The 16080-nt window shown below is 49.6% G+C and carries 14 protein-coding genes; 3 read left to right on the forward strand and 11 right to left on the reverse strand.

Going from position 1 to position 16080, the window contains the following annotated elements:
• Positions 1-4 precede the first annotated feature (4 nt).
• The 4 genes from Mcas_RS12995 to Mcas_RS13010 form a co-directional block, all read right to left on the reverse strand.
• Positions 5-313, reverse strand: a complete 309-nt coding sequence (locus Mcas_RS12995) for a hypothetical protein (RefSeq protein WP_040335986.1) — start codon at positions 311-313, stop codon at positions 5-7.
• Between the two features lie 154 nt (positions 314-467).
• Positions 468-2138, reverse strand: coding sequence for a methyl-accepting chemotaxis protein (locus Mcas_RS13000; RefSeq protein WP_052567437.1), 1671 nt, complete (start codon positions 2136-2138; stop codon positions 468-470).
• A gap of 118 nt (positions 2139-2256) precedes the next feature.
• Complete coding sequence (locus tag Mcas_RS13005; RefSeq protein WP_052567439.1) at positions 2257-3360, reverse strand: HlyD family secretion protein; 1104 nt, start codon at positions 3358-3360, stop codon at positions 2257-2259.
• A 12-nt stretch (positions 3361-3372) separates the two neighbouring features.
• Positions 3373-4650 (reverse strand): TolC family protein, encoded by a 1278-nt coding sequence (locus Mcas_RS13010; RefSeq protein ID WP_156033368.1) that lies wholly within the window; start codon positions 4648-4650, stop codon positions 3373-3375.
• 233 nt (positions 4651-4883) lie between these two features.
• Here Mcas_RS13010 and Mcas_RS18315 point away from each other — a divergent pair, with 233 nt between their 5' ends.
• Entirely contained in the window at positions 4884-5051 is a 168-nt protein-coding gene (locus Mcas_RS18315) for a dual CXXC motif small (seleno)protein (RefSeq protein ID WP_156033369.1), read from the forward strand.
• Positions 5052-5086: 35 nt separating this feature from the next.
• Positions 5087-5380 (forward strand): 30S ribosomal protein S20, encoded by a 294-nt coding sequence (gene rpsT, locus Mcas_RS13015; RefSeq protein WP_052567441.1) that lies wholly within the window; start codon positions 5087-5089, stop codon positions 5378-5380.
• A 133-nt stretch (positions 5381-5513) separates the two neighbouring features.
• On the opposite strand, the gene Mcas_RS13020 is transcribed toward rpsT, so the two are convergent.
• The 3 genes from Mcas_RS13020 to Mcas_RS13030 form a co-directional block, all read right to left on the reverse strand.
• Positions 5514-6701, reverse strand: a complete 1188-nt coding sequence (locus Mcas_RS13020) for an FG-GAP repeat domain-containing protein (protein ID WP_040335988.1) — start codon at positions 6699-6701, stop codon at positions 5514-5516.
• Positions 6698-7654, reverse strand: coding sequence for a SurA N-terminal domain-containing protein (locus Mcas_RS13025; RefSeq protein ID WP_040335989.1), 957 nt, complete (start codon positions 7652-7654; stop codon positions 6698-6700). The genes Mcas_RS13020 and Mcas_RS13025 overlap by 4 nt, the downstream gene beginning before the upstream one ends.
• An 82-nt stretch (positions 7655-7736) precedes the next feature.
• Entirely contained in the window at positions 7737-8423 is a 687-nt protein-coding gene (locus Mcas_RS13030) for a Crp/Fnr family transcriptional regulator (protein ID WP_040335990.1), read from the reverse strand.
• Positions 8424-8577: 154 nt separating this feature from the next.
• Between Mcas_RS13030 and Mcas_RS13035 the strand changes: the two genes are divergently transcribed.
• The gene (locus tag Mcas_RS13035) at positions 8578-9783 is read left to right on the forward strand and encodes an aldo/keto reductase (protein ID WP_040335991.1); all 1206 of its coding nucleotides are present in this window, start codon (positions 8578-8580) and stop codon (positions 9781-9783) included.
• A gap of 155 nt (positions 9784-9938) precedes the next feature.
• On the opposite strand, the gene Mcas_RS13040 is transcribed toward Mcas_RS13035, so the two are convergent.
• The 4 genes from Mcas_RS13040 to Mcas_RS13055 form a co-directional block, all read right to left on the reverse strand.
• Positions 9939-10184 (reverse strand): hypothetical protein, encoded by a 246-nt coding sequence (locus tag Mcas_RS13040; protein WP_040335992.1) that lies wholly within the window; start codon positions 10182-10184, stop codon positions 9939-9941.
• On the reverse strand, positions 10184-10366 hold the full coding sequence (locus Mcas_RS13045) for a DUF5397 family protein (RefSeq protein ID WP_200873698.1): 183 nt from the start codon (positions 10364-10366) through the stop codon (positions 10184-10186). Before Mcas_RS13045 ends, Mcas_RS13040 begins: the two co-directional genes overlap by 1 nt.
• Positions 10367-10505: 139 nt before the next feature.
• Positions 10506-13262, reverse strand: coding sequence for a bifunctional [glutamate--ammonia ligase]-adenylyl-L-tyrosine phosphorylase/[glutamate--ammonia-ligase] adenylyltransferase (gene glnE / locus Mcas_RS13050; RefSeq protein WP_040335994.1), 2757 nt, complete (start codon positions 13260-13262; stop codon positions 10506-10508).
• A gap of 244 nt (positions 13263-13506) precedes the next feature.
• Complete coding sequence (locus Mcas_RS13055) at positions 13507-16005, reverse strand: alpha-amylase family glycosyl hydrolase (protein WP_040335995.1); 2499 nt, start codon at positions 16003-16005, stop codon at positions 13507-13509.
• Between the last annotated feature and the right edge of the window lie 75 nt (positions 16006-16080).

Genomic DNA, 16080 nt, shown 5'->3' on the forward strand with positions numbered 1-16080 from the left:
ATTTTTAGCAAATCCACATATCTTTCTCAGATTTGGCATCGTTTTTAGTAGATTCTATCAAAAGACTTGTCGTAGGGTAATTATAGACAACTTTGGCTACAAACGCTCTGCCAATTGCATACCTCTCCTTGAGTTTACGACCTATGCATTGACTGTCTACCCACCACATATGTCTTTCTATCTGAACTATCTCCAGGATTGTAACTAACTGCTTTTGTTTCTTGGTTATTGAATCGGTAAGTATTTCTTCCAACTCTGGGAACAGTACCCGTTGTATATTTCCTGCTAACCATGATATACTCTCTAATAACATTATGTTCTCCTTTTAATCTATTATATTTAGGTGTTATATTATAGCACAAAGAGAACTAAAAAAGGTTTAGTTTAGGAGTTTTGCAAGAGGCTCAATAGAGAGACTTATTCTGTCCCGGTGCATGGCTTCCACCCGACTGTGGTTACCATGGGCATTACGTTAATCTCAAAGTCTTATTGTGTCCCACTCCCTTGCCGTCAGCAATCTTGAACTGAGATACGACCTCCTGTAACTCAGAGGATAACCTTGACAGACTACTTGAGGACTGAGCTATCTGTTGTGAGCTTTCCATGGTCTCTCTTGATACATTTGCTACCGTTTCTATATCGGAGGTTATCGTCTCTGAGACGGTTGACATCTCCTCGGTGGCTGACGCTATCTGCTGAACCATTAATTGCAATGAGTTAATGCTGTTGACTATCTCATGCAATGATTTACCGGTTTGCGTGGAAAGCTCCACGCCCACTTCAACCATGTTGGTAGCGCCACTCATTGACATCACGGCCTTTTCTGTTTCTTGCTGAATGGCCGTTATCATTCTGCCAATCTCCGTTGTTGCACTTGAGGTTCTCTCTGCCAGTTTTCTCACCTCATCGGCCACCACGGCAAACCCCCTGCCCTGTTCCCCGGCACGTGCGGCTTCTATGGCAGCGTTTAAGGCAAGCAGATTTGTCTGATCTGCGATGTCTTTTATAACACTTATGATGTCTCCTATTTGCCTTGAACGATCCCCGAGGGAAGATATCAATTGAGCGGATGCACTGACGGTATCAGCTATTGACTTTACCTCATCTATTGACTTTCTGACGATCGTTTCACCATTTTGTGCCAACTTGAGTGTAGCATTTGCCGAGGTCGAAATTTCTGATGCGTTTTTTGCCACATCCATTACAGTCTGTGACATCTCTGTTGCCGATGTTGCTATCTGCGCTGACTTGGATGACTGTTCAGAGACACCCCTTGACATCTGGTCAGCATTTGAACTTAATTGTTGGCTGGCAGATGCCACACTGTTTGCCGATGACATGATGGTCTTCAGCATGGAATTCAGCGTTGCAACCGTCTTGCTCATGGCAGTCAGTAACTCCCCTGTTTCATCGTTGCTACCGGAATGTATCTCTACAGCAAGATTACATGCCGCTATGTTATCCATCACGTTAACCCCCTCTTTCAGAGGTCCGGTGACACTGCTTATAATCAAAAACGACAATAAAAACGATAGCACTATACCGGTGGCAATAGCTCCTATCAGTATGATCCTGCTTATATTGTAGATGCCTTGTGACTTGTCATACTCCTGCTTTGCCACATCTATCTGCAGTTTAATTAAATCATTGAAATCCCTCTCTATCTCATCAAACAAATGTCTGTATTTATCATCATACAGCCTTGTTGCTTCATCAAACTTATTCTCTCTGATGAAGTTTCTCACAGGTATCAAACCTTCATTTCTATAGTTAGCCCTGTCCTGTTCTGTTTTTGCAACAAGCCTCTTCTCCTCATCCGTCAGATATGTAGAGGTATAATCCTTCCAGTTTTTAGTTATTGATTCTATTGCCGCTTCAATTTTTGCATTTCTGGTTTGTATCTCATCAGGGGTACGTTTTATAAACATTTGGACAAGGTGTATCCGTATTCTCAAATTAGCATTTGCTATTTTATCTAGTTGAACCAGTGGAACCACTCTGTCTTCATATACAGTCTTTAGGCTGTCATTACCTTGTTTTGCGGCATGCAGTCCTAAATATCCTGTCAGCAGTAATAGTATTGCCATAAACACCACTAATATCTTTAACCTTAATCCTATTTTCATGTTCTTCAGCATTGTCGCTCCTTAAATATGCTTATAAATTTCCCGGCTCATTGTTAGCCTGATGATATTACAACACACAGGTAAACAACATGTCAACAAGAAAACGTGACAACAGTTACCAATGTTTTTCCTACTGAACCAGCACGGTGGGGACGACGGACATGCCAACCCTTAAGATGTGTCCCTTTATCGAAGCCTTGTCTATTAGTATCTTTACGGGGATACGCTGAACAACCTTCACGTAATGGCCGGTGGCATTTTCCGGCGGAAAAAGCGAAAAAACCGAGCCCGTCCCCGCCATGATACTGTCAACCTTGCCACTAAATATCTCCTGCGGATAGGCATCAACCTTGATCTCAACACGTTGTCCGGGTCTGATCCCGCCTAACTGTGTCTCCTTGAAGTTGGCCGTCACCCACACGTCCTCCAGCGTAACGATGGCCATAAGCGGCTGTCCGGCCTGTATCTGATTGCCTACCTCCACGGACTTCTTGCTTATGTAACCGTCCACGGGGGCATAGACCGTTGTATAGGCTATATTCAACCTGGCCTGACTTAAGACGGCCTCCCTCTGTTGAATGAGCAACCTCTGCGTCTCTATGGCTGTTTCGGCCTGTCGTATTAGTGCCTGTTGGGTCTCAATGGTCTTTTCGCTGAGACCGATCTGCCTCTGGGCAACCTCCATTTCAGCGGACTTGACCTCGTGTGCAGTGAGGGTTTTTTCGTAGCGCTCCCTGGGGATGGCCTCCTTGTGGTAGAGGCCCTCAGAGCGTCTTATGTCCCGCTCCGACTGCTCAAGTCCAGCACGGTGGGCAGCGACGGTGGCCTGCGCTGCCTTGAGACGCTCTTTTAGCTCCAACAGTTGTCTCTTTGTCGTATCAACCCGCAATTGCACCTCCGCCAATCTTGCCTGTTCGGCCTCATAGGCCGCCTGCGCCTCGCTCTCCTTTACGGCATAATCTGCGGTATCAAGCGCAACAAGAGGTTGACCCTGCTCAACCGCTTCGTTGTCTGCCACAAGGACTTCCCTCACGGTGCCGGCAACCTTTGAGGCAACCGTATGCATGGAGCCATCGATAAAGGCATCGTCGGTCTTAATGTGTGTGGCGTTGTAGGACTGGTACATGTACATGGTCACCGTCCCTATCAGAACAAGAAGAAACAGCACAACAAACGCATTTCTCTTCTTGTGGGATTCCTTATTAGTGACTATATCGGCGTCGTTTTTATCCATCTCTTTCCAGCTTTAGTGTCCATACTCTGAGGCAATGTCCATTGCTGCGGCGTACAGGAGGGTTGCATAGGCACGCTTGAGGTCAAACATTGCCCTGTAGTAGTTTGACTCGGCCATTGCCAACAGCGCAATGGCATCAAGGACATCGGTGGCGCTGCCCTGTCCCTCCTCGTAGCGAACCCTGTTGATCCTGAGGTTTTCCTGTCCGTGTGCGATTGCCTCTGCGGTGACCTTGACCCGCTCAGAGGCAGTATGCGCATCAAGATAGCCCTTCTGTACCTCAAGGCTGATATCATCTGCAAGTTTCCTGCGCTCCTCTGCCACCTGATCGGCCTTGTGTCTTATCCTGGAAACTTCGGCCTTTGTGGCGCCGCCATCGAGGATGTTTAACTCGGCCCCCAGGACGGCCGACCAGTTGCCCTCATGCACCTGGTAGCGGTTTTCGGTGTAGTTAAATCCGCCCCGGATGTAGAACCTCGGATAGTACGAAGCCGTCTTTGCGTTGGATTGCAGTTGGAGCATCTGTATTTGCCTGTCTGCCATCTTGAGTTCGCCCCGCTGACTGCGTGCGTGGCGGAGGTACACCTCAAGGGGTTGGAGGGGCGGTGGTTGGGGGGAGTCATCTATGAGCGTTACGGCGTCGGTTATAGTCCTGGTGAGGAAGTAGTTGAGCCTTGAGGCATTGAGGGTTCGGAGGTTTTTGAGACTCAACAGGCGTTGTCTGGCGTCGGCCAGTTTTACGTCTGCGGCGAGGGAGTCGTTGCGTGTGACCACGCCTGCGCTGTAGAGGCTTTGGGTAACGTCCCTGTGGGCAGTCAGTTGGTCAACCTCCCTGAGGGCAACGTATATGAGTCTGTTTGTCTCAAGCAGCTCAAAGCACGCCAGCAGGTAGTTTAAGGCTACAACGTTTCTTGTCCTGTCAACGTCGATCATGGCCTTGTCGATAGCCGCCAACGACTCGTCATACCGTGACAGTCTGGCGCCAAAGTCGTAGATGGTCTGTTTGACGGTGAGGTCGTAAAAGAAGGAGCTTTTGTTGGCGGTATTTACCGTGTTGTTGTTAAAGATGGCCCCCGGTTGGTAGTACAGCGAGGAGTGTCCAACGATAGCATCCACGGAAGGTCTCATGGCGGCTTGTGCTATGTCGGACTCCGAAGCGGCAATGCCGACGTTGTGCGAGGCGATGTTGATTATCCGCCCGCGTTCGGTGGCAATGGCAAGCCCCTCCGTGATGGTCAGCGTGTCCTGTGAGACGTCAACCACCTCGATCTCCGCACCGTAGCATAGCACGGGAACCGCTACAAGAACGGTAACGAAAAGAAGAAGAAAGAAAGGGGCGGCTCCGCCCCCCTTTAGAACCCCCTGCAAGGGGTCACGGCCCCCTTGACCCCTTCTTATCTTATTCACTGTAGTTTGTATATACACAATAATTCAATTGTATAACTGAACTATTGACTTTGTCTACACCTCAACTTAAAATTGTGGATGATATTTTTTTATTTTAATGTTATACTATAAATATTGTGAAGTGCAAGAAGTGTCAAAGTAAGGTAGTGTTGGTTATAGGATGTACGGCGGCGTTTCTGAGTTGTACGAAATGCCGCAAGAGGTTTAAGATATCCGAGTACATACACGAGATAGATGAAAAGACATGGGAGCTGATATCGAGCAGGAACAGTGACCGTGCATAGATTGCAAAGACAACATGAAAGGAGTTTAATACAAGATGGCGGCTAGATCGCGACCAAAACGTAGCATTTCGGTATTGAAAAGGACAAGGCAGGCCAAAAAGCGGCAGTTGCACAACAGAATGGTAAAGAGCAAGCTCCGGACGCTCACGCGGGGGCTTGAGGATGCCATAAAGGCCAACAACATGGAAAAGGCAAAGGAATTACTGGTGGAAGTGATCCGTGCCTATGACAAGGCCGCAACCAAGGGCGTTCTGCACGATAACACGGCCTCCAGAAAGATATCCCGTCTATCGGCAAGACTACATGCCCTCATGGGGAAGGCTGCCTAACAAAACCACGTAGACGCAAAAAAGGGGTCAAGGGGGCTGGCCCCCTTGCAGGGGGTTCTAAAGGGGGGCGGAGCCGCCCCTTTCTTTTTCTCTGTTTTTTATTCTTTATAGAATATAGCTATATCTGCAAGAGTTACGGCTTATCTAACGACAGTATATTAAGGCCATCAGGTTTGGTGCAAGCGGTCAGGGCGCTGTTGATGGTATCCATGTACACAGAGGACTTACCCTGGCAGGGCAAATTAAAGGTGTATGTCGTAGTGATTGTAAAGTCGCCGGTGTTGACGGAAACAAGAGAGAGGGCGCCCGGGCTGCCGGTATCTTTAAACAAGTGAGTTACGAGCAGCTCCCTGGTTGATGGCGACAGGGTTGGCAGTTTTTCAATGGCAACAGGGAACGGGAACGATAATGGCGCCGTCTTAACAAGCGTTGTCTCTTGGTCTTTATTGTTAAAGGCGAGTATGGCTATCTCTGGCTTATTTACACCTCTGACGTAAGCAATATAAGAGATGTCCTTGTCTTTGTCGTAGAACAGCAGAGAAGCATACTGTATCTTATTGTTAAATTCAGCAGGGTCGCCGTATGCAAAATATTTAAGCAAAACAGGTTGGAACGTTTTGCCGTCTATGTTTTTTATCAACCACAGGGCGTTGTTTTTAAACTCCGGCACCAGGATGTCAACAAAGCCATCCTCGTTGACGTCATCAACGCTCAGGTACTTTGCGGCGAAGACCTCCGTCAACCGGGAATCCTTAAAGTCAATCTTTGCCAGTTCGTAGTCCAACGGCCCCCTGGACAGATACAGGTAGAGTTGCTGGTCAAATATGCCTACTGCGGCGATATCCGAAATACTGTCGTTATTGAGGTCCGGGGTCTTGAGATCGAAACCATATTTGGGGGCGGCAAGCTCGTGCGACGTGTCGTAGTCTTTACCGAAGCCGCCATTTATCAGAAAATGTATCTTGTCCTCGTATATGTAGGCAAGGTCAGTGACCTTATCACCGTTGAAATCCCCGCTGCTTATGGAGGTACCCAGGAGGGAATCGATGTGGGTTGGTTCGTTAAGATTCAGTGCATTGCCTTGAGCAAAGTATATATCCAGCCCCTTGTATTTTGTAAAAAACACCGCATCCTTTAAGCCGTCTCCATTGAGGTCTGCGGCTATGACGCTATAAGGAGTACCACCGGCAGGGATAAACCTCGAATTTACCTTCTTCTCTACCGCCTCCTCCTTGCAACCTGCAAAAACAGTCAATAGTGCCAGGATGAGCACTATGCTTCCTGCCATCTTGCTCAGACGTGTGTACGGACTATTACTCATTTGGATTTATCCTCCGGTTTATTCTTTAGCTCTTTTGCTGCCAGCTCTATGAATTGGGGGTTTACGTACAACTTGTACTTCTCTGCCAACCTCTTTAGGGTTTCGTTGTATTTTTTCTGAAGGTCGTTTCGCTCCATATCTGCAATCACACGGCCTTTAACCTCTTCAAATCTATAGGTCTCGGGCTCATAAATGGAATTGAGGCTGACGACAATGTAGTGTTCCTCAGAGTCGCTCATCTTTGTTTCACCCTTTTTCATCTGCACAAACTCTTTCAAGGCCTTTACATAGGGGCCACTCTTGACCTTGCCATCCCAGTGAGACAGTTGAGTCAAGATGAGCTTCAGATCGGGATACTTTGCTGTGAGTTCTTCCTTTAATTTTATAAAAGCCTCCGTGTCGAATTTGGAGTCAAAGCGGTTATAGACCTCTTGCGCCAACTCCTTGCATGTCTGCGCACAATCATTGTCCTTGACATCCTTTTTTTCAACGCTGAACATATACCCGCCGTATATCTTTGGCGTGTTGTAGAGATTCAGATTGTTTGCGTAGAACTCGGCGGCCTCTTGTTCGGTTACCTTTACAGGGATTAAAAACTTAGCCTTGTATGCCCCCGCCAGAACTTCAACCCTTTTGTCCTCCGATACGCCTTTGATGGCGGTCATGTTAGCGGGTTCCTTGTCCAGTCCTTCCTCCACCGCCTCTTTGCTAAACAAGATATCCGTTATCATATCGTCCAGGACATTATTAATCTGCTGCCAGCGGTGCTGATCCTTGGCGCTTAGTTTTTGCTTAACCTGTCCCGTAAACTTTGACAGAGTGATAACAGTATCCCCAGCCTTTGCTACTACAGGGTCATCCTCGCCCCTTGCAGAATGTACGGTTAATACCACCATCAGGAGTATACACAAAGCACCCGTTACCCCTCTTGCCCATTTCAACTGCCTCGACATTTGTACAACCTCCGTTTGTTTTAGAGTTACCTTTTTTATGTTATCGTCACAATATGGCACCCATATTGCGTTGATTTTACAACTACTGACTATACATCTGTAATTCGATACGGTTCTTGATGACTACCTTGCCGTTGTGTTCGATTATCAGGCCCTCTTTCTTGAACTTGCTCAATGTCCTGATCGAGGTCTCCACGGTGGTACCCACCATATCTGCAATGTCCTGCCTGGTGAGTTTGAGGTCTATGACAGAGCCTTCCTCGCCGCCAGGGGCTGCGGACTTGTCGGCCAGCTTCAGCAGCAAAGAGGCTATGCGTGACTCAACACATTCAAGCGCTATGCTCTTGAGCATTTCGTAGGAGTCCTTCATCCTGTCTCCTATGAGTGAGGCAAGCGACAACATCAGGGTGGGATAGCGGTCAAGGAGCTTGAGGAGGTCTTTGCGGGAGACCTTCAGGGCAGTTGTGGGATCCATTGCTACGGCATTGGCTGGATATGGGAAGTCCTTAAACACCGCCACGGCACCAAAAAGCTCCTTTGCCTGGATAAGCTCCAGGATTATCTCCTTACCCTCGTTGGAGAGTTTCGTGATCTTTACCTTACCCTCGATGACAATATAAAGCCACTCTGACCTCTCACCCTCCGAAAACACCATCTCTCGCTTCTTATAAGAGGCGTGCTGCAGGTACGGTACTATGTCCTTTATTTCGCTGTCGTTGAGTCCTTTAAAGAAACCCACTTCCTTTAAGTCGATATCATTTATTATCATAAAATAAATGCCCTCAACATCTATTTTATATTGTCTGCACGGATTATAGCAAATTATTGTGGGGTATAAAAAAAGTATTTTTTTCATTTCATGTAGCTGACATTCTGTACACCCTTATGATATATTTAGATATTCACACACAAGGAGGCATACAATGATAAAGAGACGTGACTTTTTAAAGTCAGGCGTGGCAGCGGCGGCCACGGTGGCGGCTATTACCGGTATGGAGGCATTGGCAGGGACCTCCGAACAGGGACAATCAACTATAAAACGTTATAACCAAATTGGCAAGACCAGCCTTAAAATGAGCGACATATCGTTTGGTACGGGTTCGTTGCCATCGGCGTCTATGGTATTGAGGGCGGTGGACCGGGGCATCAACTACTTTGACACGGCGCCCGACTATGGACACGCCGAGGAACACATAGGAGAGGCTATGAAGAACCTCAAACGAGACAAGGTTATCATAGCCTCCAAGTTCTGTAATCCGCTGGCCTACCCTGCGCACCTGCCAGCGGGCAGCACAAAGGAGCAGTACGTCAAGGCAGTAGAGGAGAGTCTCAAGCGTCTTAAGACTGACTACCTGGACATATGCTTTGTCCACGCCATTGGCGAGGCGAGTAAGGACGTGGAGGCAGAGAAGAAGCGCCTCCTGGATGACAATATGCTTTCGGCATTTGATTCCCTGAAGAAGGCCGGTAAGGTTCGCTACCTGGCTGCCTCTTCGCATGGCCCGACAAACATGGAAGACCTGCTCATGACCGCAGTTGTATCGGGGCGGTTTGACCTGATAATGCCGTCGTTTAACTTCCTGAAGTTCCCCAAGCTACCCGGCATCATCAAGGAGGCCAAGGCCAGGGGCGTTGGGGTCGTAGCCATGAAGACCCTGGCGGGGGCCAAGGAGATGAACCTGGACTTCAAGACGGCTGACTTTGCACAGTCTGCCTTTAAATGGGTGCTGAAACACCCCGAAGTAAACGGCCTCGTTGTCACAATGAAGAACCTCTCTGACCTCGATAACTACATCCCGGCATCCGGGCAGGGCTTTACGGCAAGGGACCAAAAGGTCTTGGATGCCTATGCGCGCCTCTATGGCCATTCCTACTGTCGCACCGGGTGCAGTCAGTGCGAGGACGCCTGCGCCAGAGGGGTTGAGATAGCCAACACGCTCAGGTATCAGATGTACTTCGAGGACTATGGTATGGAAAAGCGGGCTATCGTGTCATATTCGGCGTTAGGTGCAAAGGCCGATGCGTGTCTCGCTTGCACAATGCCAACCTGCACGGGGGCCTGTCCCTATGGTCTGCCAGTTGCACAGATGCTACAGGCAGCCCACCAGAACCTGACACTTTATGCATAGAATCAGAATTATCCATTCAGTATAATTTGACAATGTCACATTTAAGTAAACACAGAGATTGTCTGAACCAGGATTACACAGATTAAAAGATTTACAGGATGTAAGGGGTAACACCACAATCAACCGTGGTGGTCAGCATTTAAGGCACTTTTAGATTATCGAAGTATGGCACTGTTGTTGTGCTTAAGCGATGTGACCACGCCGGACTGGAGTGCTACCGCCATAACAGCAGCGAACAAGTTAGCGAGGTCTTCCGAACTGCTTGTGTAGAGGCTGCCTTGTACACGAGTGAAGCCATAGTTGGAGAGAGTATTGGCAATGTCGGCATAAGCCTGAGACACACTCTTAGGGTGGTTCTTGTCGGTGTCAGTTACCACAAGGTCGAAAGCAATGGCAAACATTATAATTCTCTGGGGTCTTCTAAAATATTGACCAAAGAGTAATTGACCTCTTCACCACTTTCGAGTACCTTAATGCGCATCAATCGTTTACCATCCGGCGATATCTCGCCGGCACCTATAATCTCATAGACCGGGCCAATTTCCCCAAATCGACGCCATGTACCTACAAGTTCATTATCCATCGTTTCCATCTCTTATTCTATCAGAACAAGATAGTAACTGTAAAGGTTTCAAGCTAAGGGGGTGCTACTGAAATAGCCAAATCTCTCTTAGCTTAACACGTATGGGCTGAAGGGGGGCGGAGTCGCCCCTTTCTTTCTCTTACTGCATCAACGCTTGTACTACTGACTCCGTCTCACCCATTCTGACCTTTATGTGTTCGATTAACTCCCTGGCATCCGTGAAGCCTTCAATCCCTGACAGGGTCTCAATGGGTTCGCCCGTCAATCGCATGATGGTCTCAACGTTGCGGTAAAATAGATAGTTGTTGATCAAAAGTCGTCCTGCCCCTTCATCCAACACGGAGCAGCGCACAAGCCTGCCTATAGCGGCCACGGTGTTCTGTACGAGGAGCGACGGAGATATTAGGGCGTGCCTGAGCTGCAGGTACTGTACCAGAAACTCGATGTCCTCTATACCACCCACGGAGAGTTTGATATCAATGGCCGCCGATGTTGCGGACAGACGCTCCCTGCGTATCCTGTCCCTCATGGCTACGATGGCCTCAGGCGTTATCTCCCTGCATCTGTTGGCAATAACGTTGGCCCTTATCGCCATGAACCTGGCCCTGAAGACTGCATCACCCGTTAGCGGCCTGGCCCGCAAGAGGGCCTGAATCTCCCACGGATAGGCCCTGTTGAGGTAGTAGTCCTCCAGGGCGTCGAGGCCCTTAACCAGCGTGCCCTTTGAGCCATCAGCACGCAGGCGGGTATCGACGTTGTAGGTGCGTCCCTCTCTGGTGTAGGAGGTGAGAATCCGCAAGAGTCGTTCGGCCTGACTGTTAAGCCCCTCATCGACATCACCACGGCAGACAAAGATTATATCCAGGTCGGAGTTTATGGTTATCTCCCTGCCACCGAGCTTGCCAAACGCTATTATGTGCAGAGCCGACGCCGAACTCATGCTGTTTAAGGCCGACGTCAGGATTGCAACGGCAAGCTTGCTCAATCCCTTGGTGAGGTGCCTGATGGTTATCCGTCTGTTGAGATACATGATCCCCAGGCGCAGCTCTTCCATCTTTTTGCATGTGGCAAGCGTCTCACCGATAACGGTCTGTCCCCTTAGCATGTTGCCGACTTCGGCAGTTATCATACCCAGGGTTTTTCTGATGGGGGTGCCCCCGGCAAAGACCTCCATGTACTTGCGGCTGCTCATCAGGATGGCGGAGAGATAGGCGCTTGTTGCAAAGACCTCAACAATGGCCTTTATGAGCGCACGTTGGTTGTCAAACAGCTCCAGGTATGACATGTCTGTTTTGAGGGTGTCGGTGAAGTTATGCAGATTCGACAGGGCCATGGCGGGATTTTTACTGTTGACGGCCTCCCGTAGAAACGCCGGGATGACGACATCCTGGAGCCTTCTGCCGCGAAGCGTCTGGAAACTCCCGATGTTATCACGTATCTTTCTGAAGAGGTGGACGATGCGCTCGGGTTGGGCTGCCTGTCGTTGCCGGAGGATTTCCCTGAGAGTGTCTTCGGTGTATGAGTTGTCTGTTTGATTGCCCGTGTTGTTGTTGGGTTTTGGTTGGAAGAGGGAGTCGTAGATGGCTCTCACCTCGGTTCTTTTTTGTTTTAACACGGTCAGGAAATCGTTGGTTGAGGTTGCAGCCATCTTTCGTGCCAGGGCGTGCATGTCATTGGGGTCTGAGGGCAGCGTTTGAGTCTGGGTATCGTTGAGCATCTGGAGGTAGTGCTCCAGCTTGCGCAGGTAGAGGTAGTTCTCCGACAACACGGAGAAATCATCGTATCCGATGAGGTTTTTCTGACTCAGCCTGTGCAGCGTCAGGATCAGTCCCAGTTGACGCAACAAGGGCTGTTGGCCGCCGTAGACCAGTTGCAGCGCCTGGGCAAAGAACTCCACCTCACGAATTCCACCAAAGCCCTTTTTGATATCGTTTTCGTTAAAGGTCTGGTCTATCTTGCGTTTGAGTTTTTTTATTTCGTCAATGGCGCGCATATCTATGTACTTTCTGTAGACAAATGGCCTTATCATGTCGATGAACTCCGCTCCGAGCCTCCGGTCTCCGGCAACGTGACGTGCCCGGATCAGTGCAACCCGCTCCCACTCCCGCCCCCACGACTCGTAGTACTGTTCGTAGCCGCTCAGGGACAACGCCAGTTCGCCCTTTGCCCCCTGTGGTCTGAGTCTGAGGTCTACCCTGTAGGCAAAGCCATCCGGTGTGTTCTGGTTCAGCAGCTTGGCAAACAGCTCAACCCCCTTGCAGTAGTACTCGTGGTTACTGAGCCTGTTCATGGTCACGCCGTGTTGACTCACAACGCCGGTGGTTTGTCCCTCCGAGCTGCCGTAGCAAAATATCAGGTCAACATCGGAGCTGTAGTTCAGCTCCGAGGCCCCCAGCTTGCCCAGTGCGATGACGCTTATACGGTCGTCTGAGGGGGTGCCGTACTTGAGGGTCATTTGTTGCCACGTGTGTCGGTTGGCCGTTTCGATGATGACGTCGGCCAGGGCGCTCAGTTGCGTCATGCAGGTGATAACGTCCGTCCTGCCCGTGAGGTTGCGCAGGGTGATGTGCAGCATATATCTGTACTTGAGCCGTCTGATGAACTCAAACATGTCAGCGGGGGGTGAGTTAGTGAGGGTTGATACCACATAGTCTCTCAGGAGTTGCGCATCTATCGGGGTGTCCATGTCAACGAGGCACTCCAGGTAATTCGTCGGGTATTTGACTGCGTAGTTGGCCAGAAACTGGCTGCATGCAAACAGCAGGGCGGTTGTGTGCAGTTGTTGTTCGGTCATCGATTCTACGGTCTCAGGAGCGCCCTCGGAGAAGGCAAGCAGGTTCCTGTACGCCCTCTGTGGCTCCGGAGTATCCGAACTGACTGTCTTAAAAGAGTTCATGTTTTTTTGGCATCCCATTCAGGCCGGCGATCCCTTAAGCGACGACGCCAAATAAGAAAGAAAGGGGCGGCTCCACCTTCTTTTTCGCTCCAGGTCGCACCTGGCCCCTTCAGAACCCCCTGCAAGGGGAGGGGCGAGGCGCAATCTTGTCGCAGCGGGTCGCACCCGCCCCGGCCATGAAGAAGTCCCCTTGACCCCATCATGCGCAGGCCTGACGTTTATATAAAAACTTCTGTCCATGTACTTATTGCTCTTTTTTGAGGACAACGAATCCGTTTGCGGGAATTGCCATTGTAATCGTTCCACCGGATGAGGTTAGGGATGCCCCGTAATTACCCACGTTGTCTCCACCATAGATATCGGCATCACTGTTGAAAACCTCATGCCACATGCCATCACTCAACTCAACGTTGTAGAAGGTGTATCCGTTATCGTAGGGCTGATTATGCAGACTGCCTGCGACAAGGTACTCTTGCATTACACCCTCGTTAAGCTCCTTGCGTGTAAAGGCAAGCACCCTGGTGTCATCTTTTACGTAGATGGTCTTTATATCACGTGAACGGATACATTCGTTGTTTTTTCTGAAGGCTATCATGTCCTGATAAAACTTGAACATGTTTGCCCCGTAAGTGTTTCTCATGCCAATGATGTCGTCTTTGTTTTTGAAGTACTTGTCGTAGGTGTATGCCTTTTCTGCGCCAACCTCCTCGCCAAACAAAAACATGGGGGTTGCCGCCGAAAGCATCGACATGCCAAATGCAAATCGGCTGCGAGCTTCTGCATACCGTCTGGTATCCCCTATGAGCGGACTGTGGTTACAGGCTATAACTATCGTCCTTGCACTGAGCACGTTATCGCCCTCACCCTGATGTGCCTCATCGTGGGATATGTGATAGACCACCTTCTTATTACCGGAGTAGTTAAGCGCCCCGACAAAGTAACCTAAGTTCAGGGGGCCATCCCCGCCCTGACCTGCCCGTTTGATCAACCGGGCCTTATCGTCTCCGTCGCCGCTTCCGCCACAGAGGTGGTGATAAAAGTCCGAAAACCAGGCCGCATCAAACCCTATGGCATCATCGCCCTCATGCAGAGACTTGGTCACACAGTCCCACTCGGAGTGGTCCTCTGCCGTCAGTACCACATCGGGATTAATGAGCTTGAGCGTTCTGGTGTACTCCCTCAGGAGTTTTGCACCAAAGGCGTTTGCATCGGCAACCTGTCTGCCATCAGCGTGGAGCACGTTATAGCTGTGTATCGAGGTGGTCTGGTCTACACGGAAGCCGTCAATGTGAAACTCCTCCATGAGCATCACGGCACTGCTGATAAACATCTTTCTGACCATCTCATTGTAAAAGCGAGGTGCAAAGGCCGTTGAGAGGTTATCGAGATAGCCGCCCTCGGGAAATGGTTCGCCGTTTGTTTTTCTGTAATCCGATGACCTGTCCTCAAACCAGTAGTATATGTTGTCCTCGTGCGTATCGGCGTCATACATCCATTCGGCGCGGTCTGCGTCATGTGCAAAGTGGTTGTATACGACGTCAAACAGTACGGATATCCCGTGTTTGTGACACTCCCGTATGAAGTGCTTTATCTGGTCTCTGCCTCCTATGCTGTACTCAACGGCAAAGTAATGCGACGTCGCATAGCCCCATGACTCCACACCGCCAAACTCCGATACGGGCAGAAGCTCTATGCAGTTGACCCCGATGTCCTTGACATGCTTGTTCAAAAACGTCATCGCATCCGTAATATTGCCATCTATATCATTGCCGTTTGCATCCTTTTTTCCATACCCAAGGGCGCCGACCTGTAGTTCATATATGACGAGGTCTTCAACCCTCCTGGGAAAGCTGACATCCTTGCGGAGTGTACTATCCTGTTGCCAGAACTTCTCCTGCGTTGTCATATCAAGGGGGTCTATAGAGTTTGCCTTCTCAAAGTCCCTGACAACCTTTTCGCTGTCAACTACAACGGAACAGCTTTTTCCACCATCTAGGTCCCTGATGTCGCCCTTATATGCGGCTCCTTTAGGGTCAAATCTGCCGCTTCCTATCTGACACCTCGAATAGAGGTCGGTGCGATAGACAACCGCCCCACTGCCCTTGGTTACTTTAAACATGTATGGGCGCTTGTGGTCATAGTCTTCGAAATACTTGGCCGGCTCACTCAGCCACACGCCATCAGGCTGCCGTTTCATGGGCAGTGCGGGTACACGGGGGTCTATACCGACACCGTTGTCCGCTATGTAACCCGTTGCCAGGGTACCAAAGACTACCTCGACACTTTTGGCATTGGGTGCCCACACGGCAAACTGTATCAGGGGCTTAGACTCGCCCGCTGCAAAGTACTTGTTTGCACCAAGGCGTCGGCAGTGGGTCAGAAAGTATACTTCCGTCTGTTTTCCCGCAGGCGGAGGTGGGGTTAAGGCAAACTCGCGGTGTCTGTGCATGGAGTTTTTATCATTTACCTCAGTGGTTATGCCCCACATATCTTTGTCTGTTGCATTGAACCTGTCCAGCACCACCCCCCACTGAAAGCTATGTCCGGTTTGGGATGAATCAAACTCAACCTCCGTCTCAAACACCGGACATCCATCCGTGCCGGTAACCTCCTTCATTGCAACTGACGTCCATGTGGTAGAGTACTTACCTGCCTCATCCCAGCTACCAACCAGACGCGCATTTGTAAAGACACTCCTGGTGATCCCTGTGACGTACTGAAACTTCACTGATATCATTGCCATTCATTACCCCCATGTTGGAAAATAAAACAGTGTAAAACACCGCTGAAAGACCTATCCGGCAAAACCTGCACGCTA

This window comes from Candidatus Magnetobacterium casense (assembly GCF_000714715.1).
Lineage (GTDB): Bacteria > Nitrospirota > Thermodesulfovibrionia > Thermodesulfovibrionales > Magnetobacteriaceae > Magnetobacterium > Magnetobacterium casense.

Excerpts from the sequence above, each read along its gene's own strand:
- Mcas_RS12995 (WP_040335986.1), bottom strand. The coding sequence starts at position 313 with ATGTTATTAGAGAGTATATCATGGTTAGCAGGAAATATACAACGGGTA.
- Mcas_RS13000 (WP_052567437.1), bottom strand. The coding sequence starts at position 2,138 with ATGCTGAAGAACATGAAAATAGGATTAAGGTTAAAGATATTAGTGGTG.
- Mcas_RS13005 (WP_052567439.1), bottom strand. The coding sequence starts at position 3,360 with ATGGATAAAAACGACGCCGATATAGTCACTAATAAGGAATCCCACAAG.
- rpsT (WP_052567441.1), top strand. The coding sequence starts at position 5,087 with ATGGCGGCTAGATCGCGACCAAAACGTAGCATTTCGGTATTGAAAAGG.
- Mcas_RS13020 (WP_040335988.1), bottom strand. The coding sequence starts at position 6,701 with ATGAGTAATAGTCCGTACACACGTCTGAGCAAGATGGCAGGAAGCATA.
- Mcas_RS13025 (WP_040335989.1), bottom strand. The coding sequence starts at position 7,654 with ATGTCGAGGCAGTTGAAATGGGCAAGAGGGGTAACGGGTGCTTTGTGT.
- Mcas_RS13030 (WP_040335990.1), bottom strand. The coding sequence starts at position 8,423 with ATGATAATAAATGATATCGACTTAAAGGAAGTGGGTTTCTTTAAAGGA.
- Mcas_RS13035 (WP_040335991.1), top strand. The coding sequence starts at position 8,578 with ATGATAAAGAGACGTGACTTTTTAAAGTCAGGCGTGGCAGCGGCGGCC.
- Mcas_RS13040 (WP_040335992.1), bottom strand. The coding sequence starts at position 10,184 with ATGTTTGCCATTGCTTTCGACCTTGTGGTAACTGACACCGACAAGAAC.
- Mcas_RS13045 (WP_200873698.1), bottom strand. The coding sequence starts at position 10,366 with ATGGATAATGAACTTGTAGGTACATGGCGTCGATTTGGGGAAATTGGC.
- glnE (WP_040335994.1), bottom strand. The coding sequence starts at position 13,262 with ATGAACTCTTTTAAGACAGTCAGTTCGGATACTCCGGAGCCACAGAGG.
- Mcas_RS13055 (WP_040335995.1), bottom strand. The coding sequence starts at position 16,005 with ATGGCAATGATATCAGTGAAGTTTCAGTACGTCACAGGGATCACCAGG.